The organism is Pseudomonas anatoliensis (assembly GCF_017976235.1).
GTDB lineage: Bacteria > Pseudomonadota > Gammaproteobacteria > Pseudomonadales > Pseudomonadaceae > Aquipseudomonas > Aquipseudomonas anatoliensis.
The window spans coordinates 474,752-500,506 of the sequence record NZ_JACVHC010000003.1; the positions used below are offsets into that span (position 1 = coordinate 474,752).

General features: G+C 60.0%; 28 protein-coding genes and 1 pseudogene. 14 read left to right on the top strand and 15 right to left on the bottom strand.

Annotated features, from left to right (window positions below; genetic code table 11):
• Positions 1-206 precede the first annotated feature (206 nt).
• The 6 genes and pseudogenes from ICA16_RS11700 to ICA16_RS28440 all read right to left on the bottom strand — a co-directional run.
• Positions 207-1,445: a heme biosynthesis protein HemY gene (locus tag ICA16_RS11700; protein ID WP_210700654.1), complete on the bottom strand. Its 1,239-nt coding sequence runs from the start codon at positions 1,443-1,445 to the stop codon at positions 207-209.
• Positions 1,442-2,584, bottom strand: a complete 1,143-nt coding sequence (locus tag ICA16_RS11705) for a uroporphyrinogen-III C-methyltransferase (RefSeq protein WP_210700655.1) — start codon at positions 2,582-2,584, stop codon at positions 1,442-1,444. Before ICA16_RS11705 ends, ICA16_RS11700 begins: the two co-directional genes overlap by 4 nt.
• 16 nt (positions 2,585-2,600) lie before the next feature.
• Positions 2,601-3,386, bottom strand: coding sequence for a uroporphyrinogen-III synthase (locus ICA16_RS11710; protein WP_210700656.1), 786 nt, complete (start codon positions 3,384-3,386; stop codon positions 2,601-2,603).
• Positions 3,383-4,324, bottom strand: a complete 942-nt coding sequence (hemC, locus tag ICA16_RS11715; protein ID WP_210553396.1) for a hydroxymethylbilane synthase — start codon at positions 4,322-4,324, stop codon at positions 3,383-3,385. Before hemC ends, ICA16_RS11710 begins: the two co-directional genes overlap by 4 nt.
• A 138-nt stretch (positions 4,325-4,462) precedes the next feature.
• Positions 4,463-5,209: a LytR/AlgR family response regulator transcription factor gene (locus ICA16_RS11720; protein ID WP_042561707.1), complete on the bottom strand. Its 747-nt coding sequence runs from the start codon at positions 5,207-5,209 to the stop codon at positions 4,463-4,465.
• Positions 5,206-5,346, bottom strand: a pseudogene (locus tag ICA16_RS28440) (sensor histidine kinase); the annotation flags it as partial. The gene ICA16_RS11720 and the pseudogene ICA16_RS28440, both read right to left, overlap by 4 nt.
• A 334-nt stretch (positions 5,347-5,680) precedes the next feature.
• On the opposite strand from ICA16_RS28440, the gene argH reads away from it, so the two are divergent.
• Entirely contained in the window at positions 5,681-7,075 is a 1,395-nt protein-coding gene (gene argH, locus ICA16_RS11730; RefSeq protein ID WP_210700657.1) for an argininosuccinate lyase, read from the top strand.
• Between the two features lie 118 nt (positions 7,076-7,193).
• Here the strand turns inward: argH and ICA16_RS11735 are convergent, their stop codons facing one another.
• The gene (locus ICA16_RS11735; protein WP_150593482.1) at positions 7,194-7,853 is read right to left on the bottom strand and encodes a glutathione S-transferase family protein; all 660 of its coding nucleotides are present in this window, start codon (positions 7,851-7,853) and stop codon (positions 7,194-7,196) included.
• A 123-nt stretch (positions 7,854-7,976) separates the two neighbouring features.
• Here ICA16_RS11735 and ICA16_RS11740 point away from each other — a divergent pair, with 123 nt between their 5' ends.
• The 3 genes from ICA16_RS11740 (at position 7,977) to ICA16_RS11750 (ending at position 11,742) form a co-directional block, all read left to right on the top strand.
• Entirely contained in the window at positions 7,977-8,261 is a 285-nt protein-coding gene (locus ICA16_RS11740; RefSeq protein WP_150604797.1) for a hypothetical protein, read from the top strand.
• Positions 8,262-8,468: 207 nt separating this feature from the next.
• Complete coding sequence (locus tag ICA16_RS11745) at positions 8,469-8,714, top strand: TIGR02647 family protein (RefSeq protein WP_150604798.1); 246 nt, start codon at positions 8,469-8,471, stop codon at positions 8,712-8,714.
• Positions 8,715-8,898: 184 nt separating this feature from the next.
• Positions 8,899-11,742: a class I adenylate cyclase gene (locus ICA16_RS11750; protein WP_210700658.1), complete on the top strand. Its 2,844-nt coding sequence runs from the start codon at positions 8,899-8,901 to the stop codon at positions 11,740-11,742.
• Positions 11,743-11,748: 6 nt separating this feature from the next.
• On the opposite strand, the gene rnk is transcribed toward ICA16_RS11750, so the two are convergent.
• From rnk to cyaY, 3 genes are all read right to left on the bottom strand, one after another.
• Positions 11,749-12,159, bottom strand: coding sequence for a nucleoside diphosphate kinase regulator (gene rnk / locus ICA16_RS11755; RefSeq protein WP_042561713.1), 411 nt, complete (start codon positions 12,157-12,159; stop codon positions 11,749-11,751).
• A gap of 257 nt (positions 12,160-12,416) precedes the next feature.
• A complete protein-coding gene (locus ICA16_RS11760; protein ID WP_150604800.1) occupies positions 12,417-12,635 on the bottom strand; it encodes a DUF1289 domain-containing protein in 219 nt (72 codons plus the stop codon).
• Positions 12,636-12,638: 3 nt separating this feature from the next.
• The gene (gene cyaY, locus ICA16_RS11765; RefSeq protein ID WP_042561714.1) at positions 12,639-12,971 is read right to left on the bottom strand and encodes an iron donor protein CyaY; all 333 of its coding nucleotides are present in this window, start codon (positions 12,969-12,971) and stop codon (positions 12,639-12,641) included.
• 303 nt (positions 12,972-13,274) lie between these two features.
• Here cyaY and lptM point away from each other — a divergent pair, with 303 nt between their 5' ends.
• From lptM to ICA16_RS11795, 6 genes are read left to right on the top strand one after another with little or no spacing between them, the layout of a single operon-like run.
• A complete protein-coding gene (lptM, locus tag ICA16_RS11770) occupies positions 13,275-13,448 on the top strand; it encodes an LPS translocon maturation chaperone LptM (protein ID WP_150616837.1) in 174 nt (57 codons plus the stop codon).
• A gap of 9 nt (positions 13,449-13,457) precedes the next feature.
• Positions 13,458-14,705 carry a diaminopimelate decarboxylase gene (lysA, locus tag ICA16_RS11775; RefSeq protein ID WP_150616838.1) on the top strand — a complete coding sequence of 416 codons (1,248 nt, stop codon included), beginning with the start codon at positions 13,458-13,460 and terminating at the stop codon, positions 14,703-14,705.
• 3 nt (positions 14,706-14,708) lie between these two features.
• A complete protein-coding gene (dapF, locus tag ICA16_RS11780) occupies positions 14,709-15,539 on the top strand; it encodes a diaminopimelate epimerase (protein ID WP_210553394.1) in 831 nt (276 codons plus the stop codon).
• Positions 15,540-15,552: 13 nt separating this feature from the next.
• The gene (locus ICA16_RS11785; RefSeq protein WP_150604803.1) at positions 15,553-16,278 is read left to right on the top strand and encodes a DUF484 family protein; all 726 of its coding nucleotides are present in this window, start codon (positions 15,553-15,555) and stop codon (positions 16,276-16,278) included.
• Between the two features lie 2 nt (positions 16,279-16,280).
• A complete protein-coding gene (gene xerC / locus ICA16_RS11790) occupies positions 16,281-17,180 on the top strand; it encodes a tyrosine recombinase XerC (protein WP_042561719.1) in 900 nt (299 codons plus the stop codon).
• Positions 17,177-17,884, top strand: a complete 708-nt coding sequence (locus ICA16_RS11795) for an HAD family hydrolase (RefSeq protein ID WP_150604804.1) — start codon at positions 17,177-17,179, stop codon at positions 17,882-17,884. Before xerC ends, ICA16_RS11795 begins: the two co-directional genes overlap by 4 nt.
• Before the next feature lie 233 nt (positions 17,885-18,117).
• On the opposite strand, the gene sutA is transcribed toward ICA16_RS11795, so the two are convergent.
• The 4 genes from sutA to glnK form a co-directional block, all read right to left on the bottom strand.
• Entirely contained in the window at positions 18,118-18,444 is a 327-nt protein-coding gene (gene sutA, locus ICA16_RS11800; protein ID WP_042561721.1) for a transcriptional regulator SutA, read from the bottom strand.
• Positions 18,445-18,544: 100 nt separating this feature from the next.
• On the bottom strand, positions 18,545-18,970 hold the full coding sequence (locus tag ICA16_RS11805; protein WP_042561722.1) for a secondary thiamine-phosphate synthase enzyme YjbQ: 426 nt from the start codon (positions 18,968-18,970) through the stop codon (positions 18,545-18,547).
• A gap of 215 nt (positions 18,971-19,185) precedes the next feature.
• Positions 19,186-20,523, bottom strand: coding sequence for an ammonium transporter (locus tag ICA16_RS11810; protein ID WP_210553385.1), 1,338 nt, complete (start codon positions 20,521-20,523; stop codon positions 19,186-19,188).
• A gap of 37 nt (positions 20,524-20,560) precedes the next feature.
• Positions 20,561-20,899, bottom strand: a complete 339-nt coding sequence (gene glnK / locus ICA16_RS11815) for a P-II family nitrogen regulator (protein WP_002555808.1) — start codon at positions 20,897-20,899, stop codon at positions 20,561-20,563.
• A 414-nt stretch (positions 20,900-21,313) separates the two neighbouring features.
• Between glnK and ICA16_RS11820 the strand changes: the two genes are divergently transcribed.
• The 4 genes from ICA16_RS11820 to ICA16_RS11835 all read left to right on the top strand — a co-directional run bounded on the left by ICA16_RS11820 (position 21,314) and on the right by ICA16_RS11835 (position 24,350).
• Positions 21,314-21,574, top strand: a complete 261-nt coding sequence (locus ICA16_RS11820; RefSeq protein ID WP_008086041.1) for an accessory factor UbiK family protein — start codon at positions 21,314-21,316, stop codon at positions 21,572-21,574.
• A gap of 370 nt (positions 21,575-21,944) precedes the next feature.
• Complete coding sequence (locus ICA16_RS11825; protein WP_210700659.1) at positions 21,945-22,481, top strand: N-acetyltransferase; 537 nt, start codon at positions 21,945-21,947, stop codon at positions 22,479-22,481.
• Between the two features lie 34 nt (positions 22,482-22,515).
• Positions 22,516-22,686, top strand: a complete 171-nt coding sequence (locus ICA16_RS11830; protein WP_191624026.1) for a hypothetical protein — start codon at positions 22,516-22,518, stop codon at positions 22,684-22,686.
• A 170-nt stretch (positions 22,687-22,856) separates the two neighbouring features.
• Positions 22,857-24,350 (top strand): YifB family Mg chelatase-like AAA ATPase, encoded by a 1,494-nt coding sequence (locus tag ICA16_RS11835; protein ID WP_150604808.1) that lies wholly within the window; start codon positions 22,857-22,859, stop codon positions 24,348-24,350.
• On the opposite strand, the gene ICA16_RS11840 is transcribed toward ICA16_RS11835, so the two are convergent.
• A complete protein-coding gene (locus ICA16_RS11840; RefSeq protein WP_210700660.1) occupies positions 24,347-25,561 on the bottom strand; it encodes an aldose 1-epimerase family protein in 1,215 nt (404 codons plus the stop codon). The genes ICA16_RS11835 and ICA16_RS11840 overlap by 4 nt on opposite strands.
• Positions 25,562-25,755: the final 194 nt, after the last annotated feature.

Consider the following 25,755-nt stretch of genomic DNA (forward strand, 5'->3'; position numbering starts at 1 on the left):
ACAGTAGAGACAGATGGTTACGGTAGAGGAAAGCGTGTCAGCCTTTCAAGGCAAGGCCCTGCCGACAGTTCACCAGAGGTGTAGGGAAAACCCGACAGCGTCGAGAGGATTCGGCGTAGCTCGCTGTAGGACTTTGCCCTAAAGGCTCACTGAAGGTGAATTTTCGCTCGGCAAAGGTGTGCGAGGGAGCTACCTCCCTCGCCAATTCAGACGCGAGCCAGAGCCGGCAGTGGCGCGGCCAACAGGCGCTCATCGAGCAGGCCGAGGCCTTCCTGGAACAGCTGATTGCTGCGTTCGGTATCGCCAAGCTGTGCGAGCAAGCGCGCCAGTTCCGCACAGGCTTCCGGATTGCGCTGCACACGCAGGCTGCTTTCCAGATAATCCCGGGCCTTGCCCCACAGACTGGATTGCAGGCATAGACGGCCCAGGGTCAGCAGCAGACTCGGATCGTTCGGATGATCCTTGAGCCAGCTCTCGGCGGTTTGCAACTGACGCGCCGGATCACTCCCGCGCACCAGGCCATACAGGCGCGCCAGATGGCTGTCGTACTTGCGCTTGAGGGCCGTGCGCAGCACTTCTTCCGCCTCGACCTGGGCGCCCAACTGACGCAGCTGTTCGGCATAAGCCAGCACCAGCGGCGGCTCCTGACGTTGCGCCGAGGTGAGCTGTTGCCAGGCGCGAGTCAGCGACTGCAAACCAACCGCGCCGTCCTCTTCGCGCTGCGCGGCCAGCGACAGGTTTTCACCCCAGGCGCGACGCTCAAGCTCAGCCAGTTCGGCGGGCGGCAAGACTTTATCCTTGCGCAACTCCGGCAGCAGACGAATCACCGCCGACCATTCGCCGCGCTGTTGATACAAACGCTGCAACTGACGCAGCGTCTGCACGTTATGAGGATGACGCTCGTGCATCGCCTGCAATGTCACCAATGCGCCGTCGGTGTCGCCACGGTCGGTCTGCAACTGTGCGTGGTTCAAGGCGATGGCCAGCTCAGCCTGAGGCTGGCGCTCCAGCGCACGCTCAAGCAAACGATCGGACTCTTCGTAATTACCCTGCTCGTTCGCCGCACGGGCAGCGCCGAGGTAGTACAGCAGCGGCTGGCGCTCGGCTTCAGCGGCCCGATACAAATGACGCTGGGCACTGGCCCAACGACCTTCGGCCAGATCCAGTTGGCCGTGTTCGATCGCCACCTGCACCCGACGGCTGCGGTTGCGCCGCGACCATGGATTGACCACGCCGCTGGACGCCATCACCAATTCGATCAGAGCCTTGATGCCCCAGACCAGCAACCACAACACTGCGATCAGCGCCAAAGTCGCCCACAGGCTCGACTCGTAACGGAAGGACTTGTAAGCAACCAACACGTAACCGGAATGCTCGGCAATCGCCAGGCCCAGCGCCGCTGTCGCTGCGATCACCAGAAACACGATCACATAGAGGCGCTTCATGGCGTGGCCTCCTGCGCGGTGTTAGCGGCAGGTTTGGCGAACGGTTTCACCGATTCTTCTGCGTTGACGTTACGCCGCTCGAGATAGGCTTGCACCGCACTCAGGGTGCCGGTCAGATCCGGCGTCTTGACCGAGACCGGTTCCTTGCTCAGCTCGCCGACCTGTTCCAGCATCACTTTGCTTTGCGGATTGTCCGGGTTGAAGTTGCCTTTGAGCACGTCACGCGCCTCGGCCAACGCTTGGGTGTACACCGCAGCCTGACCATTGAGGGCCGCCCATTGCGCCTGTTCCAGGGCAAGGCTCAGGGCCAGACGCACCTGGCTCAGACTCTGCCCGGCCAACAGCGGCTTCACATTCTTGTCAGCGTTGAAATCGATACGGATGTAGTGCGAAACCTGATCCCACCACTGCGCCCAGCGACTGGCGCCGTCACCATCGGCGGTCAGGCCCAGCAGCGATTCGCCACGATCCTTGTACTCCGGCGCCAGTTCGGTGAGGTCGATGACCTGATCACGCAGGGCCCCCAACCGCAGGAACAACCCGGTGCGATCCGGCTGCTCGGTGCTGCGCAGCGCAACCAGGGTTTTGGCCACTTGCTCGCGGGCGGCAAAAGAGCCCGGATCGTTCTGTTCGCGGAGGATTTCGTCGGCACCCTGCACCAGTGCCTGGGCGCTGCTGATGTCCTGCAACGCGGAAAGGCGCAGGCTGGCCAGACGCAGCAAGTGCTCGGCCTCGGCCAGACGCCAGTCCTTGCGGCTGGCGCCGAGGACGGTTTCCAGACGTTGATTGAGGCGCTGCTGATCACCCTGAAGTTGCGACACGAGACGCTGGCGCTCGGCAAGTTCATCGGCACCGGGCAACTGCGCGAGACGTTCGGTCAGACGTTGCTCGTTGAGCTTCAGGCTCTGCGCCTGATCATTCAACGCCTGCACCTGACCCGACTGTTGCTGAGTGTTGGTTTGCAGGTGTCGCACCTGCCAGACTCCCCAGCCACCAATCGCGACCCCGGCCGCACCGAGCAACAGGGCGACGATGGCCAGGCCATTGCCTCGGCGCGGCTCTTGGGCCGGCGGTGGAGTTTCAACTTGTGAATCAATCACAGGCTGGACGTCATCTTTTGGCAAGGCTGTTTCGCTCACGTATCCATCCTTTGCATTAGAAAACGGGTACGGGATGCTCCCGTAACGCCGTCAGCAAAGCCGCGGCACTCGCGCCGCGGCAATCCACAACTGTTTGAGCCCCGGCGGCACGTGCCAGCTCGGCGACTCTTGGGCTTGGAACAAACAACGGCAACCGCGCAATCGACGGCCAGGCATCGCCGGCCATTTGGCGCAGGTGCTCGAAACCCTGTCCACTGCTGACCACCAGCCCGTTCAAGCGTTCCGCTGCGATCCGCTGCGGCAGTACTTGCGCTGCATAGGTCGGCAGTTCGCGTCGATACAATTCCAGATACTCGACACTAGCACCAAGCTCACGCAGACGCTCGGCAAGCAGTTCGCGGCCGCCCTCGCCGCGCAGGATCAACACCTGCGAATTCGGCTGGGCGACGGCCTCTTGCAGACGCGGCAATTGCAGCAACGCTTCGCTGTCATCGCCATCGGCCGGACAATGTACGTCGAGGCCGCGCTCCTGAAGAATCTGCGCCGTTGCCGCACCGACACTGAACCACGGCATCGTCAACGACTGCGACTGCGACTGCGACTGCGATCCTTGGGCATCGAGCAGCTCCAGCGCAATACGCGCCGCTGGCTTACTGACCACAATCACTGCGCTGCAATCGGGCAATCGCGCCATCGCCAGACGCATGTTCTCAGAGACCGGCAGCGGGGCAATTTCCAAAAGCGGCAGACAACTACCGAAAATCCCCTGCCCGGCCAACGTCTCTGCAAGCGCCGCGCAATCATCCGCAGGGCGCGTCAGCAGCAGGCGCCAGCCAGTCACTCGTGACCTGCCTCGCCGTAGACTGCTTTGAGAATCTCTTCGGCACCTTGGGCGAGCAGATCTTCAGCGACTCTCACACCCAATGCTTCGGCGTCAGCGCGAGGGGCCCGCGCTTCGGCGCTGATCAAACGGCCGCCACTCGGCTCGCCCACCAGGCCACGCAACCACAATTGCTCGCCTTCAAGCACGGCGTAGCAGGCGATCGGCACCTGGCAGCCGCCATTCAAATGTTTGTTGAGGGCACGCTCAGCGGTAACCCGCGAAGTGGTATCAGCATGATGCAGCGGTTCCAGCAGAGCGTGGATTTCGCTGTCGGCGCTACGGCACTCGATACCGACCGCGCCCTGGCCGCCGGCGGGCAGACTGTCATCGACACTGATTGCCGAAGTGATGCGATCCTCGAAACCGAGGCGGATCAAACCGGCAGCCGCGAGGATGATCGCGTCGTACTCACCCGCATCCAGCTTGGCCAGACGAGTGTTGACGTTGCCGCGCAGGAAACGGATTTCAAGGTCCGGGCGGCGGGTCAGCAGCTGTGCCTGACGGCGCAGGCTCGACGTGCCGACGATGCTGCCGGCAGGCAGCGCCTCAAGGCTTGGATAGGTATTGGAAACGAAGGCATCACGCGGATCTTCGCGCTCACAGATGCAGAACAGACCAAGGCCTTCAGGGAAGTCCATCGGTACATCTTTCATCGAGTGGACGGCGATGTCGGCTTCGTTTTCCAGCAGCGCGGTTTCCAGTTCCTTGACGAACAGGCCCTTGCCGCCGATTTTCGACAGCGGCGAATCGAGCAGCTTGTCGCCGCGACTGACCATGGGCACCAGTGTCACCAGCAAACCGGGATGGGCCGCTTCCAGACGGGCTTTGACGTATTCGGCCTGCCAGAGGGCCAGCGCACTTTTACGGGTGGCGATGCGGATTTCGCGAGAGGACATGGATCAATCCGTACTGAATAGATACGGCGGATAATAACAGCTCAGCCAAATCCACTTTGACTTGAATCAGAAACGGCGCGGCCTCCCTGGCCTGCAATGCCCGCTAACGAGAAAAATGAGCCCCCGGAAAAGACCGGGTTAAAGACCCTGCATCATTTTGCGCACACCCGCCACATGCCGGCGACTGACAATCAGCGCATCGCCATTGAGGCCTTTGAGGAATAGCTGGAAATGCCCCAGCGGCGTGCGTTGCAGACGCTCGATGCGGTCGCGGGCGACCAGCGCGTTGCGGTGGATGCGCACGAAGCGCTCGCCAAATTCGTCTTCGAGGGCTTTGAGCGGCTCGTCCAGCAGCACTTCGCCGCCTTCGTGGCGCAAGGTCACGTATTTGTGGTCGGCAATGAAATAGACCACCTGATCCAGCGGGATCAGTTCGATGCCTTTACGGGTGCGGGCACTGATGTGGCTGCGCGGGCCGGTGCCACTTTCGGCAGCGGGGCGGGTCAGGGCCGAGAGTTGCGCCCGATTGGGACGTTCAGCCCGTTTCAGGGCGTCATGCAGGTGTTCGGTTCGCACAGGTTTCACCACATAGCCCACGGCGCTGGCCTGCAGGGCTTCCACGGCAAATTCATCGGGACTGGTGAAAAACACCACGGCGGGCGGTGTTTCTCGCTCGCACAGACGGGCAGCAACCTGCAGGCCGTCGAGGCCTGGCATGCGGATATCGAGCAGCACGATATCCGGCTTGTGGCTGTCGATCAGTGCCAACGCCTCTTCGCCATTCGTGGCGCTGGGCTCCAGGACTGTATAACCCTCGAGCTCGCTCACCATACGGCTGAGGCGCTCGCGAGCCAGTGGTTCGTCATCAACGATCAGGACATTCATATTGCGCTGGATTCCTGCGTGAGTCTCGCACAAGGATAGCGTAGACAGGTGAAGTGACGTCCGTCACCGCGATCCACGCTAAGACTAGCCCGAGCGCCAAAAAGTGCCGTACGTCGGCCAGCAATATTTGCCAGTGTCCGGGTCGTACTGCTCAAAGCCCGCTGTTTCCTGCGTTTCTCGCGGGGTTTGCCGAAGGACAAAACACCCACCTCCACTTCTTATAGTCGGCGGCCAGACCTTTACGCGATCTGCAGTCGCGCCGACCCTTATGTCCTACTGTAGACGCTCGTCGGGCCGATATTGCTCAATCGAAAAATATCGTTGCGCAAATTCCCGGCACGGCACGCCGACTATGCATGACACGTTGCGAAAAAAACGTATCGACCGGTGTCAACGACAGGATTGGCAACCCTGTTATTATCCGCGCCAGCGTTTCACGCCTTTTTTCTTCAAGCCGATACGAGCGAATTCATGAGCACTGACAAGACCAATCAGTCCTGGGGCGGCCGCTTCAGTGAACCCGTCGACGCCTTCGTCGCCCGCTTCACCGCCTCCGTCACTTTCGACCAGCGCCTGTATCGCCACGACATCATGGGCTCGATCGCCCACGCCACCATGCTGGCCAAAGTCGGCGTGCTGACCGATGCCGAGCGCGACACCATCATCGATGGCCTGAACACCATTCAGGGCGAAATCGAGGCCGGCCAGTTCGACTGGCGCATTGACCTCGAAGACGTGCACATGAACATCGAAGCGCGTCTGACCGACCGCATCGGCGTCACCGGCAAGAAACTCCACACCGGCCGTAGCCGCAACGACCAGGTCGCCACCGACATTCGCCTGTGGCTGCGCGACGAGATCGACCTGATCCTGGCCGAAATCACCCGTTTGCAAAAAGGCCTGCTGGAACAAGCCGAGCGCGAGTCCGGCAGCATCATGCCCGGCTTCACTCACTTGCAGACCGCGCAACCCGTAACTTTCGGGCACCACATGCTGGCCTGGTTCGAAATGCTCAGCCGTGACTACGAGCGTTTGGTCGATTGCCGCAAGCGCACCAACCGCATGCCATTGGGCAGTGCCGCGCTGGCCGGCACCACCTACCCGATTGATCGCGAATACACCGCGCAACTGCTGGGTTTCGATGCCGTTGGCGGCAACTCGCTGGACAACGTTTCCGATCGCGATTTCGCCATCGAATTCTGCTCGGCCGCGAGCATAGCGATGATGCATTTGTCGCGTTTCTCCGAAGAGCTGGTGCTGTGGACCAGCGCGCAGTTCCAGTTCATCGATCTGCCGGATCGCTTCTGCACTGGCAGCTCGATCATGCCGCAAAAGAAAAACCCGGATGTGCCGGAGCTGGTACGTGGCAAGACCGGCCGCGTGTTCGGTGCTCTGATGGGCCTGCTGACCCTGATGAAAGGCCAGCCACTGGCCTACAACAAGGACAACCAGGAAGACAAGGAACCGCTGTTCGACGCCGCCGACACCCTGCGCGATTCGCTGCGCGCGTTTGCCGACATGATTCCGGCGATAAAACCCAAGCACGCGATCATGCGTGAAGCGGCTCTTCGCGGCTTCTCCACCGCAACCGACCTGGCTGACTACCTGGTGCGCCGTGGCCTGCCGTTCCGTGATTGCCACGAAATCGTCGGCCACGCTGTGAAGTACGGCGTCGACACTGGCAAGGACCTGGCTGAGATGAGCCTGGAAGAACTGCGTCAGTTCAGCGATCAGATCGAGCAGGACGTGTTTGCTGTGCTGACCCTGGAAGGCTCGGTAAATGCCCGTGACCATATCGGCGGCACTGCGCCAGCGCAGGTCAAGGCCGCCGTTGTGCGCGGTCAGGCCCTGATCGCAAGCCGCTAAAAGCATCGCTGGCAAGCCAGCTCCCACAGGTTCTGCGTCGAACACGTATTCGTGTTTCAACCCAGAATCCTGTGGGAGCTGGCTTGCCAGCGATTACTGACTTCAGACTGCTAAAAACTCACTTCTTGGCAGCGATCATCGCTAAAAACGCCGGCATCGCCGCATCTTTATCCGCCGCAATCTTCTGCACATGGGGATTCTGCTCAAGCCGCTCCAGCAGCGCCTTCGCCTGCGGCATTTCTGCCAGCAAATCGATCCCGAACAGCTTCTGCCCCACCGCACAGGCCAGCGGCACGCTGTAGAGGAAATACAAATCCGCGATGCTCAGACTGTCGCCCGCCACATACGGGGCGAACTTGCCGTGCCGGCCGAGCGCCGCAAAGCCCAGCAGCAATTCTGATTGGGTCTTTTCCTTGATGGCGTCCGGCAAAGTCATGCCAAAAAACGCTTCGCCATAACAGGCACGTCCCGGCAGCTCGATGTACAGCTCGATTTCCTTGGCGATTGCCAGCACCTGCGCCCGTTCGAAAGGATCGCTGGGCAGCAGCGGCGTGCCTTTTTGGGTCAGCTCGAGGTATTCAAGGATGATCGCTGTTTCGTTGATGTAACCGCCATCAACGCCCAGCACCGGCACTTTGCCGCGCGGGCTGATAGCCAGTGATTCAGCGGTCTGCGCGGGATAGAACGTGACCTCTTCGAACGGCAGGCCTTTTTCCAGCAGTGCCAGTTTGACCATGTTGTAGTAATTGCTGACAGAGAATCCGTAGAGCTTGAGCATCACATAGCCTCCAGGCCGTGCGGGGTGGGCAGTGCCTGTTTATAGATCGCCGAGGCAATTCCCGCCAGCAGCATCACGCCGCTGAATGCGGGTAAACTGGCGCCTTTCCTTGAGGAGCCTGCCATGAGCGAGCCGACAGACATCGATAACGACGAAGAAGAGTTCACCGAGAGCACGCTGATCGAAGCGATCGAGAACCAGATCGAAAGCGACAACCCGCCTGCGGCCAAGGCTACGCTCAACAAGCTGACCCTGGTCGGCGTTGAACGCGAAGAAATCCTCAATCTGATGGCGCATGTGCTGGCCTACGAGATTGACGCGATGCTGGATGAAGATCGCCCATTCGATACCGCATGGTATGAAGCAGCACTGCGTGCGCTGCCAGAGTTGCCACCGGAAAAGTCTTAAGATCAAAAGATCGTCCGATCGCGGCCCGAGCCTTCGGCAGCTCCTACACTCTCCTGTAGGAGCTGCCGAAGGCTGCGATCTTTTTTATGCGGACTACACTGGAATCCGCCCCCAGACAAAAACCCTGACGCGCACACTGGACAGTCCGCGCCGGCAGGTTCACCTTAGGGGCGCTGCGTTCCAATTCCTAGAAAGTCTGGAGTCCTTATGTCGCTTACCCCTGAGTTGGTTGCCGAACTGGAAGTCCTCGCACTCTTCAACCTGGACAGTTCCCAGGAAGGTTTGAAAATTCATCAAACCGCTGCCCCGAAACACATTGCCGCCGCCAAACGCCTTTTCGAGAAAGAGCTGACCGATCAGCCCGATGGCGGATATCTGACCAGCCTGGGGCGTGATGCCGCGCAGAATGTGCAAACCTTACTGACGATCCTGAACGAGCAAGAAACCGCCTGATTCTCCCCGACTTTGCCCACGGGAACTCCTGCCACGGGATTTCCGCGGGCCCACCTGGTCACCTCACGATAGAAATCTGGCGTCAAAAAACAAATTCAGCTTAAAACTCCCGCCGCGCAAAGGCTAAACTGCCCCTCATTCCGAGACCCTCTACGTCCGAGCTTGCGAGCCGGTTTGAGCTGACATGACGCGCACCCATGAAATCCGCCCCGACCTGGACGAAGGAATCGACCGCAAGGTGCTCAGCCAACTGCGCGCGCGTTTCCTCAAACTCAACGAAGGTCGACTGGGCCGCGCACTGGAAGGCTTGTCGACGCGCCAGCAAAGTGTGCTGACGCTGCTGCCGCTGTTCTTTCACGTCAACCATCCGCTGCTGCCGGGTTACGTCTCGGGCAGTACGCCGGCCGGCCTGTCGAATTACGAGCCGGACACCAATACCCTCGCAGAAGCCCAGCGCCTGACCCGTTCGTTCTCCTACAAGCCGCGCCACGGCAGCAATCCGCCGCGACCGATTCATGGCCTGTTCCTGATGGGCAGTCTCGGTACCCTGGCCCAGGCCGATCAAAGCGACATGGATGTGTGGGTGTGTCACGCGCCGGATCTGAGCGAAAACGAGCTCGCTGAACTGGGCAAGAAATGCCAGCTCCTCGAAACCTGGGCCGCGAGCCAGGGCGCCGAGGCGCATTTCTTTTTGATCGACCCAGTGCGTTTCGTCAAAGGCGAGCGCGACACCCAGCTCAGCTCCGAAAACTGCGGCAGCACTCAGCACTATCTGCTGCTCGACGAGTTTTATCGCACCGCGATCTGGCTGGCCGGGCGCACGCCGATCTGGTGGCTGGTGCCGGTATACGAAGAAACGACCTACGACAGCTACACCCACACGCTGCTGTCCAAGCGCTTCATCCGCGCCGACGAGACCCTCGACCTTGGGCATTTGGCGACGATTCCACCGGGTGAGTTCATCGGCGCCGGGCTGTGGCAGTTGTTCAAGGGCATCGAGTCGCCTTACAAATCGGTGCTCAAACTGCTGCTGACCGAGGTTTATGCCAGCGAACATCCGCAGGTGCGGTGCCTGAGCCTGCGCTTCAAAAAAGCCGTGTTCGCCAATCAGCTCGATCTGGATGAACTGGACCCTTACATGGTCGTGTATCGGCGCATCGAGGAATACCTCATCGCTCGCAACGAACCGGAACGTCTGGAGCTGGTGCGACGTGCGCTGTACCTCAAGGTCAATCGCAAGCTCACGGGCAATAGCCGCACGCAGAGCTGGCAACGCTCGCTGCTGGAACGACTGGCCAACGAATGGCACTGGGATCAGCGGCAACTTGCCCTGCTCGATAGCCGCAGCCAGTGGAAAGTCCGGCAGGTCAGCGCCGAACGCCGCGCGCTGGTCAACGAACTCAATTACAGCTATCGCTTCCTGACCCAGTTCGCCCGCACCGAGCAGACCGTCAGCCTGATCAACAAGCGCGATCTCAACGTGCTGGGCCGCAGGTTGTACGCGGCATTCGAGCGCAAGGCCGACAAGGTCGAGTTCATCAACCCCGGCATCGCTCCGGATCTGGCCGAAGACACCCTGACCCTGGTGCAATCGCGCAACAAGAAAGAACCGGGACAAACTCAGTGGGGCCTGTACAACGGCAGCCTCACGGCGCATGAGTGGGAACATTTCGCGCCGATCAAACGCAGCCGCGAGCTGTTGGAACTGTTGACCTGGTGCCACCGCAACGGCGTGATCGACAGCAGCACCCGCCTGGCCCTGCATCCCGGCAACAGCGACTTGAGCGAGTTCGAGCTGTTCAACCTGCTCGGCAGCCTGCAACAGTGCATCGCCCTGCCCTTGCCCACCGTTGCCGAAGAGCCGCTGCTGCGCGCCGCCGTACCGAGCGAAGTACTGATGCTGGTGAACGTCGGCGTCGATCCGCTCAAGCATCATCGCGACCTCAACATCCTCATGACCACCGAGCGCACCGACTCGCTGAGCTATGCCGGCGTGCGCGAGAACCTCGTGCTGACCCTCGATCAGGTCACGCTCAACAGCTGGAATGAAGTGCTGGTCAACCGCTTCGACGGACCTCATGCCCTGCTCGATTGCCTGCGCGACTACCTCAACAATTTGCCGCGCGGACCGTTACAGCCGTCGCTGAAGGTGCGCTGTTTCTGCCATAACCGCGCGCAGTTCATCGCCCGGCGCGTGGAAGAAATCGTCGACACCGCGCAGAACCTGTTGCTCAGCGAATTGAATCACCGCTACCTGATTCAGGTGCAACAGCACTATCACGTGCTGGAGCTGGTGCCCGGACAGGTCAACCACGTCGCGCTCGCCACCCTGCCGGCACTGCTCGATTACCTTGGCGAGGAGCAGGCGCGCTACAGCCCGCTGCACCTTGATCCGATGGCACTGGAAGATCACGACCTTGCGCTGATCCTGCCAATGGGCCAGCCAGAATGCATTCAGGTGTTCTACCGGATCACCGAGCAGCACGCCGAGGTCTGTGTTCTGGATGAATTCAATGCGCTGTGGCAGCAGCACTTGCCGTATCACGACGAGCAAAGCCTGCTGGCGCCGCTGCAACGTTTCCTGCAATCGATCCAGTATCGGCGCGAGGCGCTGCTGCCAATGGAGGCCGCTCCCTCCGCCAGCCTCGAAATCCTGTATTACCAGTTATTGCCTTCAGGCCAGGGACGGGCACGGCGCGTCGAAGCGCGGCCAATGCCGCAGACGCCAGCCAACAAACCGTTCTACGACGTGCAGGCGATCATCGGCAAAGCCGCACCGGGGGAAGTGCAGGTCACGCTGTATTGCAATCAACGGGAGTTCAGCGAGCTGGAACACGGCGACCAGCTGTTCAGCGTGGTCGCCCGGGAGATCGTCGGGCAGCGCCGTGAGACCGAACGCTATCGTTGCTACATCACCGACCTGGACCTGTCCGGTCTGCTCGGTGACGGGCAAAGCTCAAGCAATCTGTATCTACGCTACAAGGCTGACCTAGAGCGCGCCCTGAACGAGGCACTCGAACAGGTCTGAGTGAATTTACTCGGGGAACGCGCCACCGTTGGCCGGTTGCGATTCGACTTCAAGCAGGGTCAGTTTCAGGGTCTTGCCGCCCGGAGCCGGCCAGTCGATGTGCTGACCAACCTTCAGGCCCAGCAGCGCGCTGCCGACCGGTGCGAGAATCGAAATCTTGCCTTCATCGGCATTGGCATCCTTGGGATAGACCAGCGTCAGATGGTAATCCTTGCCACTGCCTTCTTCGCGGCAGTGCACGCGGGAATTCATCGTCACGACATCGGCAGGCACTTCATCGTGGCTGACGAGGGTGTCGGCGCGGTCCAGTTCGGTTTGCAACGCAATCACGCCCGGCAGCGTGTCATCCAGGCTGTCGATCAGGCGCTCCAGACGTTGAACGTCCAGACGGGTAAGGGTGATGGAAGGTGCGGTCATGATCCGGGCAGACTCCTTTCTTCTGCGCAAAAAAAGCAAAAAACCCCGCCAAAAAAGGCGGGGTTTTCACCAGGCCTCGATGGGTTGAGGCGTTCCCGGACACTATCACAGCTCAAAAAATATACAAGCCATGCCCACAGGCTGAACAAAAACCCTGTGGTGAGGGGATTTATCCCCGATGGGTCGCGCAGCGGCCCCAAGCTTTTGAGACTGCTGCGCAGTCTGTCGGGGATAAATCCCCTCACCACAGGACCGGGTCAGGCTTGGGATTTGCGTGCAGCGGCTTGGGTAACGATCACTCGCCGCCGCTCATCATCCGCAGAGCGCCACTCACGAATATCTTCAACATGCCGGAAGCAGCCGAGGCAGACCTTTTGTTCGTCCAGCCGACACACGCCGCTGCACGGCGAAGGCACCGCCGGGCTGATATTGCTGTAGAGCGGCTTGGGCGGACGAACGGGGGCGGTGTCAGTCACGAATCACAGGCCTTCGAAATCGAATTCGGCGCCAGCCTGCTGCTTGACGATGCGTTCAAGCATCTCGCCCAACTGCTCTTCGCTCTTGTCACACATCCAGCGCTCGCTTTCTTCGTCGTAATCGAAGTGGAAACCACCCGAGACGGCCGCCAGCCACAGCTGACGCAGCGGCTCCTGACGGCTGAAGATCAGCTGCGAGCCGTTTTCGAACTTGACGGTCAGCACACCGGCCGAACTTTCCAGATCGATATCCAGATCGCTCTCGTCAAAGATGTCTTCCAGTTTTTCCTGGGTGTCATCGACCAGATCGTGGAAACGGGCTTCGGACAAACTCATTGTGGCAACCTCAAAAAATGTCTGATCAGGCTCAAGCGCCGCAAGATACGGACGCTGCTGGCTGATTGCAAAGGATAACGACCAAGTGCCTGCACCGCCCCTGTGAGAGCTGGCTTGCCAGCGATGAGGCCGGCAAATTCACCATCGATGGCGACTGAACCACCGCTATCGCGGGCAAGCCCGCTCCCACAGGGTTTTGTGTGTAACCAATCAGCCCCGCCGGACGGGAGGCCCGTCGCATAGGCAAGCTGCCGGGTGGCCGGTATACTCCGGCGCAATTAACGTATTTTCAAGGATTTCGCCATGAAGCGCCTGATCTCTTCCCTTGCTGCGCTCGTCGCGGTTGCCTGCCTTGTCTCGGCCTGCGGTCAAAAAGGCCCGCTTTATCTGCCCGACGACAGTCAGGACCCGGCCGAGCAAGCCCAGTCGTCGCAAAAGCAGCCTGCTTCCAAAGCACACAAGCACGACGTTTACTAAGGGATCGCCATGGACGCTTTTAACTACCGTGGCGGGGAGCTGTTCGCGGAAGGTGTGGCGTTGTCCGCCATCGCCGACCGCTTCGGCACACCGACCTACGTTTACTCGCGCGCACACATCGAAGCCCAGTATCTGGCCTACGCCGATGCGCTGGCCGGCATGCCGCACCTGGTGTGCTACGCCGTCAAAGCCAACTCCAACCTCGGCGTGCTGAATGTCCTGGCCCGTCTCGGCGCCGGTTTCGACATCGTTTCCCGTGGCGAGCTGGAACGCGTACTGGCCGCTGGCGGTAGCGCCGACAAGATCGTGTTCTCCGGCGTCGGCAAGACCCGTGACGACATGCGCCGTGCGCTGGAAGTCGGCGTGCACTGCTTCAACGTCGAATCCACCGACGAGCTGGAACGCCTGCAAGTCGTCGCCGCCGAACTGGGTGTTCGCGCACCGGTTTCGCTGCGTGTGAACCCGGACGTCGATGCTGGCACCCACCCGTACATTTCCACCGGTCTCAAAGAGAACAAGTTCGGCATCGCCATCGCCGACGCCGAAGACGTGTATGTGCGCGCTGCGCACTTGCCGAACCTGGAAGTGGTTGGTGTCGACTGCCACATCGGTTCGCAACTGACCACGCTGCCACCGTTCCTTGATGCACTCGACCGCTTGCTGGATCTGGTCGACCGTCTTGGCGATTGCGGCATTCACCTGCGCCACATCGATCTCGGTGGTGGTTTGGGCGTGCGTTATCGCGACGAAGAGCCGCCAATGGCTGCCGACTACATCAAAGCCGTGCGCGAACGTCTGGACGGTCGTGATCTGGCATTGGTGTTCGAACCGGGCCGCTTCATTGTCGCCAACGCCGGCGTGTTGCTGACTCAGGTCGAGTACCTCAAGCACACCGAACACAAAGATTTCGCCATCGTCGACGCGGCGATGAACGACCTGATTCGCCCGGCGCTGTATCAGGCGTGGATGGACGTCACGGCGGTCAAACCACGCGACACCGCCGCGCGCATGTACGACGTTGTTGGCCCGATCTGCGAAACCGGCGACTTCCTCGCCAAGGATCGCGAGCTGGCCCTGGCCGAAGGCGACCTGCTGGCGGTGCATTCGGCCGGCGCCTACGGTTTCGTCATGAGCTCCAACTACAACACTCGCGGCCGTGCGGCCGAAGTGCTGGTGGACGGTGATCAAGTATTTGAAGTGCGTCGCCGCGAAACCGTGGCCGAGCTGTTTGCCGGCGAAAGCCTGCTGCCGGAGTAACCCATGCTGCTGCGTTTTACTAAAATGCACGGCTTGGGCAATGACTTCATGGTTCTCGACCTGGTCAGCCAGCACGCGCATATTCAGCCCAAGCACGCCAAGCAATGGGGCGATCGACACACCGGCATCGGTTTTGACCAGTTGCTGATCGTCGAAGCGCCGAGCAATCCGGACGTCGATTTCCGCTATCGGATCTTCAACTCCGATGGCTCGGAAGTTGAGCAGTGCGGCAACGGTGCACGCTGCTTCGCGCGTTTTGTGCTCGACAAGCGTCTGACTGCCAAACGGCAGATCCGTGTCGAGACCAAGGGCGGCATCATCGAGCTGGACGTGCGTAACGATGGCCAGATCGGCGTGAACATGGGCGCCCCGCGCCTGGTGCCAGCGGACATTCCGTTTGAAGCATCGGCGCAGGCCCTGAGCTATCAGTTGGAAGTCGACGGCACCACGGTCGAGCTGGCCGCCGTGTCGATGGGCAACCCGCATGCCGTGTTGCGCGTGCAGGACATCAACAGCGCTCCGGTGCATGAATTGGGGCCGAAAATCGAGCACCACCCGCGCTTCCCGGCGCGGGTCAATGTCGGTTTTATCCAGATCATCGACCGTAGCCGTGCACAACTGCGCGTCTGGGAACGTGGCGCCGGGGAAACCCAGGCCTGCGGCACCGGCGCCTGTGCGGCGGCCGTCGCTGCAATCAGTCAGGGGTGGATGGATTCGCCGCTATTGATCGACCTGCCTGGCGGGCGTCTGTCCATTGAATGGGCAGGCCCTGGCCAACCGGTGCTGATGACCGGTCCGGCAGTGCGTGTATATGAAGGACAAGTGCGTCTTTGAGTGAGCAAAAGCCATGACCGATAAGCCTCAGGTACCCGCCCGACAGTCCGACGAATCAGCGTCCGAGAGCCTGGAGGCGGCAGCGGTTGCCGCGTACCTGGAGGCTCATCCGGAATTTTTCGTCGAGCACGAAGAACTGCTGCCAGCCATGCGCATTCCGCACCGACGTGGCGATACCGTATCGCTGGTCGAGCGGCAGATGACCATCCTGCGCGAACGCAACATCGAGATGCGTCATCGCCTCTCGCAATTGATGGACGTCGCCCGCGACAACGATCGCCTGTTCGACAAGACCCGCCGCCTGATCCTCGCCCTGATGGACGCGACCAGTCTGGAAGACCTAGTCATCAGCGTCGAAGACAGCCTGCGTCAGGATTTCCAGGTGCCCTTCGTCAGCCTGATCCTGCTCGGCGACAACCCGGCACCGGTCGGCCGCTGGGTCACTCACGCTGATGCACAAGTCGCTATCGGCGGTCTGCTCACCGAAGGTAAAAGCGTCAGCGGCACCTTGCGTGAGCATGAGCTGGACTTTCTGTTCGGCGAAGAACAACGCAAGCAGATCGGCTCCACCGCCGTGGTCGCCATCAGTCATCAGGGCATTCACGGCATTCTGGCCATCGCCAGCCGTGATCCGCAGCACTACAAGAGCTCGGTCGGCACACTGTTCCTCAGCTACATCGCCGAAGTCATGGGCCGCGTGCTGCCACGGGTCAACAGCTCGCTGCGCTCGGTACGCTGACCATGGAACGACAACTGGACGCTTACTGCGAACACCTGCGCAGTGAGCGACAGGTGTCGCCGCACACGCTGTCGGCCTACCGCCGCGACCTCGATAAAGTCCTCGGCTGGTGCGTCAAACAGAACATCGGCAGTTGGGCCGCGCTGGACATCCAGCGCCTGCGCAGCCTGATCGCGCGCCTGCATGCCCAGGGCCAGTCCTCACGCAGCCTCGCCCGCTTGCTCTCGGCAGTGCGCGGGCTCTACCACTATCTGAACCGTGAAGGCCTCTGCGATCACGATCCGGCCACCGGCCTCGCACCACCGAAAGGTGAACGTCGCCTGCCGAAAACCCTCGACACCGACCGCGCGCTGCAGTTGCTTGAAGGCGCGGTCGAGGATGATTTTCTTGCGCGACGTGATCAGGCAATTCTGGAGTTGTTCTATTCCTCCGGCCTGCGTTTGTCGGAGCTGACCGGGCTCAATCTCGATCAACTAGACCTCGCCGACGGCATGGTTCAGGTGCTCGGCAAGGGCAGCAAAACCCGTCTGCTGCCGGTCGGCAGAAAGGCCCGCGAAGCCCTCGAACAATGGCTGCCGCTGCGGGCCATGACCAACCCGGCAGATGACGCCGTTTTCGTCAGCCAGCAAGGTCGGCGCCTCGGCCCGCGAGCCATTCAGGTGCGGGTCAAACTGGCCGGCGAGCGTGAATTGGGGCAGAACCTGCATCCGCATATGCTGCGGCATTCCTTCGCCAGTCACTTGCTGGAATCCTCGCAGGACCTGCGCGCGGTGCAGGAGCTGCTCGGCCACTCGGATATCAAGACCACGCAGATCTACACCCATCTGGACTTCCAGCACTTGGCGGCGGTCTACGACAGCGCCCACCCACGGGCCAAACGCATGAAAGGCGATGATTCATGAGCATCCAGTTGATCACCTTCGACCTCGATGACACCCTTTGGCACACCGCCCCGGTGATTGTCAGTGCCGAAGCCGTATTGCGCGAATGGCTGAGCGAACACGCGCCGAATTTGGGCGCGGTGCCAGTGGAGCATTTGTGGTCGATCCGCGAGCGGGTGCTGGCCAACGAGCCTGGGCTCAAGCACCGCATCAGTGCGTTGCGCCGGCGGGTGTTGTTCCACGCCTTGGAAGAGGCGGGTTACGCCCATGGCGAAGCGTCGGAGCTGGCGGACAAGAGTTTTGAAGTGTTCTTGCATGCGCGGCATCAGATCGAGGTGTTCCCCGAAGTCGAACCGGTACTGGAAATTCTCGCCAACCATTACGCCTTGGGCGTGGTCACCAATGGCAACGCCGACGTACGCCGGTTGGGGCTGGCGGATTACTTCAAGTTTGCCCTCTGCGCCGAAGACATCGGCATCGCCAAACCGGATGCGCGACTGTTTCACGAGGCGTTGCAGCGCGGCGGCGTGAGCGCCGAAGCCGCGGTGCATATTGGCGATCATCCGGGCGATGACATTGCCGGGGCGCAGGAGGCAGGGTTGCGCGCAGTCTGGTTCAACCCGGCGGGTAAAGTCTGGGAAGCGGAGCGCTTGCCGGATGCTGAAATCCGCAGCCTGACTGACCTACCCGCCGTGCTTGCCCGCTGGAATGCCACATCCATCTGATACACAACCGCCTTTTTGTGGCGAGGGGATTTATCCCCGATGGGCTGCGAAGCGGCCCCAAATGCAGCACACGCAACAGTCCTGAGACACCGCGCAAGCTGACTTCACGGCTGCTGCGCAACCGATCGGGGATAAATCCCCTCGCCACAGTGACCGCAGCGGTCGTGCATTTTCTAAAGGCATGAAAAAGCCCGCAGCGACGGCGGGCTTTTTCAGCAAGCAAGCGGCACGCCTCAGATAGGGCGGCTGCCGTACTTGTTGTCCGGCTTCTTGGGCGGATCGGCGACCACATTGGCCTCCACTTCCTGCACTTTTCCGCCTCGCGACAGGAACTCTTCCATGGCCTTGGCCAGGGCATCGCGCTCCTTGTTCTTGGCTTCAATGCTCGGCAAATCGTCTACCGACACCGCAGCCTTGGCTTTGCCTTTGGCAGCCGGGGCCGGCGTATCTTCGCCGCCATCGTCGTCAGCAACGTCTTCCGCTGCTGCTTCCAGGCCTTCCTCGGCCTCGTCTTCGTCGCCTACTTCGAGGTCGTCGTTTTCCAGATCATCGTCGCTCATGTTCTACCTCATGACTTGCGAAAAGCAGATTAGTTATAGACCAGCTTTGGCAACTGTCGAAGTCGCCGTTAAAAAATCGTTCGCCGCTGCTGACCAGCGGCTATGCCCCTTCACCGTGCAAGGTGGCGAGGACTTTACGAGCACCGCCGTGATCACGGTGCTCGCCCAGATAAACACCTTGCCAGGTACCCAGTGCCAATCGACCTGCCGAAACCGGCAGACTGATCTGGCAGCCAAGCACGCTGGCCTTGAAGTGCGCCGGGAGGTCGTCCAGGCCTTCGTCGTTATGCTCATAGCCGTCTGCTCCTTGTGGGATCAGACGATTGAAAAATCGTTCGAAGTCGCGACGGACCGCCGGATCGGCGTTCTCGTTGATGGTCAACGATGCCGAGGTGTGCTGCAGCCACAAATGCAACAGACCGACCCGACACTCCCTGAGTTCAGGCAAGCCATGAATCAACTCGTCCGTTACCAGATGAAAGCCCCGGGGCCTTGCCCGCAGGGTAATCAGAGTCTGTTGCCACATACAGTTCTCCGCACGTTCGGGGCGCATTCTAGCGCGCTCTGGGAAAAAACAAAGGCCCTAATATTCCTGCAATGATGTAAGCCTTTGGCCGTAGAAAAACGCTCGTCGTAAACACGACTAAAGGCGTACGAAAAATCCTTTCAGCTGTTCCTTTAACGACAAATCCCGGACAAAAAAATGCCCGGCAAGCCGGGCAATTTTTTTACTGCGCGTACTTACAAGTTGTAGCCGCGTTCGTTGTGTTGTGCCAGATCGAGGCCAACCGACTCTTCTTCCTCGGTCACACGCAGACCCATTACGGCGTCCAGGACCTTGAGGATGATGTAGGTGACGATCGCGGTGTAGATGACCGTGAAGCCGACGCCTTTGATCTGAATCCACACTTGCGCACCGATGTCGGTGACAGTGCCGAAGCCACCCAGAGCAGGAGCGGCGAAAACACCGGTGAGGATCGCGCCGAGGATACCGCCGATACCGTGTACGCCGAAGGCATCCAGGGAGTCGTCGTAACCGAGTTTGCGTTTCAGGGTAGTGGCGCAGAAGAAGCACACCACGCCTGCCGCCAAACCAATCACCAGTGCGCCCATCGGGCCGACGGTGCCGGCAGCCGGCGTGATCGCCACAAGACCGGCAACCACACCCGAAGCAATGCCCAGTGCGCTTGGCTTACCGTGAGTGACCCACTCGGCAAACATCCAGCCCAGTGCAGCAGCAGCGGTCGCGATCTGGGTGACCAGCATCGCCATGCCCGCGGTGCCGTTGGCCGCCGCAGCAGAGCCAGCATTGAAGCCGAACCAGCCGACCCACAGCATCGCCGCGCCCATCAGGGTGTAACCGAGATTGTGCGGAGCCATCGGGGTGGTCGGGAAGCCTTTGCGCTTGCCCAGTACCAGGCAGGCAATCAGACCGGCCACACCGGCGTTGATGTGCACCACGGTGCCGCCCGCGAAGTCGAGTACGCCCCAGTCCCACATCAGGCCGCCGTTACCGGACCAGACCATGTGCGCGATCGGCGCATACACCAGAGTGAACCAGATGCCCATGAAGATCAGCATCGCGGAGAACTTCATCCGCTCGGCGAACGCACCGACGATCAACGCCGGAGTGATGATCGCGAAGGTCATCTGGAAGGTGATGAACACCGCCTCAGGGAACAGCGCCGCAGGACCGGTAATACTCGAAGGCGTGACACCGGCGAGGAACGCCTTGCCCATGCCGCCGAAGAACGAGTTGAAGTTGACGACGCCCTGCTCCATGCCGGTGGTGTCGAACGCAATGCTGTAGCCATAAATGACCCACAGGATGCTGATCAGACCGGTAATGGCGAAGCACTGCATCAACACGGAAAGAATGTTTTTCGAGCGAACCATGCCGCCGTAGAACAGCGCCAGGCCGGGAATGGTCATGAACAGCACGAGGGCCGTCGAGGTGAGCATCCAGGCAGTGTCGCCGGAATTGAGGACTGGGGCCGCCACTTCGTCTGCCGCCATTGCAAGGCTTGGCATTACGATGGACAACAGGGCTCCTAGCCCTGCGAATTTACGCAGAGTCATATTGTTTTCTCCTGGGGCGTTGGGTTTGTGGCGGCTTTTAAATCGCGTCGGTATCGGTTTCGCCGGTACGGATGCGAATCGCCTGTTCCAGATTGACCACGAAGATCTTGCCGTCACCGATCTTGCCGGTGTTGGCCGCCTTGGTTATCGCTTCGATAACCCGATCCAGATCCTTGTCGTCGATGGCCACGTCGATTTTCACCTTGGGCAGAAAATCGACCACATATTCCGCGCCGCGATACAGCTCGGTGTGACCCTTCTGCCGGCCGAAGCCTTTGACTTCAGTAACGGTAATGCCCTGCACGCCGATTTCGGACAGCGACTCGCGCACGTCGTCCAACTTGAACGGCTTGATGATGGCAGTGACTAGCTTCATGAAAACTCTCTCCCGAATTGGTGGACTTGCCCCAGGAAAACAAACCCGACTCAAGTCTAAGCGCAGTGCCTGGCTTTGTAACGCATCGTCGGCCTTACCTGCCCGACTGACGCCAGCTAACCGCTGCTGACGAAACTCCCCGCTTCGTCTGCCGCACTGCATTCGTCACAGCGACTGCATCAGTGCATGGGTCAAGAGTGACTAAGCAGAAACCTTGCCATCTCGGCAAAAACCTCTGATTTCAATCCCTTGGCCGCTACCGCAAGCACTTGCGTGCAAAACGCTTAGCGGATACGCACAACAACGGTGCGTCGCCGTCCGTCCGCCTGCGCGAAAAGCGTGCATCCCTGGCGACGAGATTGACTATAGACACTGCGTGATACACTGCCGGCCATTGTTTCCAGGACATTTCCCATGCTCGCGCCCAAAGACTTCCTCGACGCCCTGAGCGGCACCGCTTCCCGCCTGTTCAACGGCGACACCCCGCTGCCAAAAGCCGAAATCGAAAGCCAGTTCAAGATGCTGCTGCAAAGCGCCTTCAGCAAACTCGATCTGGTGAGCCGGGAAGAGTTTGATAGTCAGATGGTGGTGCTGGCCCGTACACGCGCTCGCCTCGAAAGTCTCGAAGCGAAAGTTGCCGAGATGGAAGCGAAGCTGACGCCGCCCGCCGAGTAACACTAAATCCCCCTGTAGGAGCTGCCGAAGGCTGCGATCTTTTGATCTTCAGCCTTTCAATCATCTCGGCTACGTCCTACAACCTGAATGACCGCCGTCCGAAGGATTCTCAGGCCTTGGCCTCACTGTGGCCTGCAAACTGAAAGCGCCTCCTCTAGGAGGTTTTTTTCATCTCGATTTTAATTGGGCGCACTCCTTTCTCACATCTATCTCATGGCGCGTGGCGCCTGCCACCAACCATGAACTAGCCAGCTCCAATGTCCTTCACTTACGTAAGCAGCGTCCTACAACGCCTGTCCCCTACGTCTGATTACGTAACCACTCCTGCCTTGGATACTGTCTACTGCCTGATACATACAGAACACAAATAATGCGAAGACAAGGGAAAGGCACCGAGCTCCGAAACCAGACATACAAATCTGAAGCCCGCAAACTTGCACATCAAACAATGTCGATGGACCTTGAGGCATTGGCAGCCGGAATTGATGCTCTATCACTCAGGATCGATCCCATTACTCCATTGGCAATCAATGCATATCACCAGTGGATTGGACCCGTTGGATATCCATGGGACGCCGTGCAGGACTGGAAGATTAAAGATCCAAAAGGCTTGGATCTGGCTTTTTGGTACGAAGAAGAACTGTGCGGCTTGTGCTACGCAACGCCGCGAAGAAGCAGGATCTGTATGAAAATCGTTCTTTTGCAGGGACGCACTTGTAACGCGCATCCCTTGCGGGGCTGGATCGCTCCGATGGCATTGCTGACAACGGAGTTCTACGCCCGGAAGCTGGGATGTACGCAAATCGAAGTACAAGAGCCAGACTCAGGCGCTATTCCTTACTATCAAACGCTGGGATTTTATTTTGATACAACCGGCAGCCTTGTCTTTGCATTGGACGACCAATAAGATCGAATCAAGCATCCCGGCACGTGAGGTGTCCATGAAACAGAAGAAGCAAAAAGCCCAACCGGCACCGGCTTCGAAACCTGGTACCGAGGCACTCGGTTTGCCGGACAGAGTTTCAGCCAGTCAGCGGCATTTTCTGAAAGTGGCCGCGACCTATGGCAAGGAAATGGAGCCCGATGGTTGGCTCGCCGGTGGTGGAACCTGAGTACCGCCAAATGACCGCCTGATGGGCGGTTTTTTATGCCTGAGGATTAATGTCTCCTGCAACATCCAGTGAAAATTCGATCTCAAAACCATCCCACCAACACCCTCTCCCAAGACTACCCTTCAAAAACCCGCAGGAAGCGGCTCCCCGATTCAGCTCAAGGAACGACCATGTCCCTCTCCATCGTCCACAGCCGCGCCCAGATTGGCGTGGATGCTCCCGCCGTCACCGTCGAAGTTCATCTCGCAAACGGTCTGCCCTCCCTGACCATGGTCGGCCTGCCCGAAGCGGCGGTGAAGGAAAGCAAGGACCGGGTCCGCAGCGCGATCATCAATTCCGGGCTGCAGTTTCCGGCGCGGCGGATCACCTTGAATCTGGCGCCGGCGGATTTGCCCAAGGATGGCGGGCGGTTTGATCTGGCCATTGCCTTGGGGATTCTGTCGGCGAGTGTGCAGGTGCCGTGTCTGACGCTGGATGATGTGGAATGCCTCGGCGAACTGGCGTTGTCCGGCGCGGTGCGGCCGGTACGCGGGGTGTTGCCAGCGGCACTGGCGGCGCGCAAGGCCGGGCGGGCGTTGGTGGTACCGCGAGCGAATGCCGAGGAGGCCTGCCTGGCGTCGGGGTTGAAGGTGTATGCGGTTGATCATTTGCTGGAAGCGGTGGCGCATTTCAATGGGCATACGCCGGTGGAGCCCTACGTATCGGACGGTTTGATCCATGCCGCCAGACCCTATCCCGATCTCAATGAAGTACAAGGGCAGATGGCCGCCAAACGAGCGCTGCTGATTGCTGCAGCAGGTGCGCATAACCTGTTGTTCAGCGGGCCGCCGGGGACGGGCAAGACGCTGCTGGCCAGTCGACTGCCGGGTTTGCTGCCACCGTTGTCCGAATGCGAAGCGCTTGAGGTGGCGGCGATTCAATCGGTCGCCAGCGGCGTGCCACTGACCCATTGGCCGCAGCGCCCCTTTCGCCAGCCGCATCACTCAGCATCCGGCCCGGCACTGGTCGGCGGCAGTTCGAAACCACAACCCGGCGAGATCACCCTCGCCCACCACGGCGTGCTGTTTCTCGACGAGCTGCCGGAGTTTGATCGCAAGGTGCTGGAGGTGCTGCGCGAGCCGCTGGAGTCCGGGCATATCGTGATTGCCCGGGCCAAGGATCGCGTGCGTTTTCCGGCGCGGTTTCAGTTGGTGGCGGCGATGAATCCATGTCCCTGTGGATATCTTGGCGAGCCGAGTGGCAAGTGTTCGTGCACGCCGGACATGGTGCAGCGCTATCGCAACAAGCTCTCGGGGCCGTTACTGGACCGGATCGATTTGCACCTGACGGTGGCGCGGGAAGCAACGGCGTTGAATCCGCAAGTAAAACCGGGAGAGGACAGCGCCAGCGCGGCGGCTCTGGTAGCCGACGCTCGTGAACGACAGCAAAAGCGTCAAGGCTGTGCCAATGCATTTCTGGATTTGCCTGGATTGAAAAGGCACTGCAAGTTATCCACAGCCGACGAAACCTGGCTGGAGTCAGCCTGTGAAAGGCTGACTTTATCGCTTCGCTCGGCACATCGGTTACTCAAGGTTGCCCGGACACTGGCAGACCTCGAGCAAGTCGATGCAATCAGACGTGAGCACCTGGCCGAAGCGCTGCAATACCGGCCGGCGACGCCTTAATGCTCGGTCAGATCAACCAGCGGCGCTTGCCGCACTTCGGTTTCACGCCCGGCCTGGATTTCGGTTACTCGCTTCAAGGCGTTATCCACGGCAGCTTTGTCCGCGAGCAGGCTGTAGCTGATCTGGAACTGTTTGTGTTCCTTGGGCGCAATGGTCGGCACCAGATTCAGCGGACGCTGATAGCGGCGGTTGTAGGAAAAACTGGTGCCCGGCTCCAGTCCCGTGACATAGCCCTGCCCTTGGGTGTCAGTATTTTTCCACAGGGAAAACACTGGCAACTGCTGGGTATTGAAGCCAACAGAAACACCGAGGCTGCCCGCCTTGTTATGCAGAACAGTCAGGGTTTCGCCTTTGGCATCCGCGTAGGGCACGACGTTGTAGACGGTTTCGTCGTAATCCTTGGTCGGGGCGCGGTAGGTCTGCCAGTCGGGCAAATCGCCCTTGGCCTTGTCGTTGAAAGGCGACACCTGTTTTACCGGTGCAGCAAAGCGTGCGCCCTGCTCGAGGAATGGCGTACTGAAGTTGCTGTGATACAGCGCCTGATATTCCTTTGGATAATCGCCGTTGTTGGTCAACGTATCGTTGAGTGCGAAGCGCACGCTGCCTGGCACGGTGACCAGTTCAGTGACGACCGAAAAGTCGACTTTCTTGAACGCCTGCTCTTTCAGCTCGCCGCGCAAACTGATGGCGTAGGGTGGTTTTTCATCGATGTGCAGCGTGACAGTACTGGCCGGGATGTTGGCGGCGCGTCCGTGCAGGGTCAGCAGTTCACCATTGTCCATGCCGGGATGGCCGACCCATTCGTAACCACAGCGGGTCACCAACTCGTTGAAACCTTCCAGCCAACCCAGACCACCGCGCCCATTGAGCTCAATGAATGCCGGGTTGACCACATCCTTGACCGGCGAATCCCAGCCCATTCGCACGCTGCCAACGGAAGCGTGCAGGACATTCATGCCACGGGTTGGCACCACCGAGAGTTTCATCGTGCCGTTATCGATGTCGACAATACTGACGCCTTCCTGCCGCCCACCATGCAAGGTTCGCAGGCTCACAGAAAACGGCTTTTCGGTTTTCACGCCGAGCTGCTCACTGGTGACAGTCCAGTTTTGCGCAGGTTTGTCAGTATCGAGGAGGACATAATCCCAAGCCATTGCGTGGGAGGCAGCGGACAGTGCGCCGAGTGCGGCGACAAGTTTGAGCGGGGTCATGGCAGCAGCCTTTATTGGAGTTGTGCCATTTTTATAGCGCTGCGGAAACGATTCAGCAAGTGTAAAAGCAGTGATAGCGCTGCAATGAATCCGCGATCAGCGGTGATGCAATCGCGGGCAAGCCCGCTTCCACAGGGCTCAAAGGCGAACACAATTTTTGCGCACACCCGATATACCTGTGGGAGCGGGCTTGC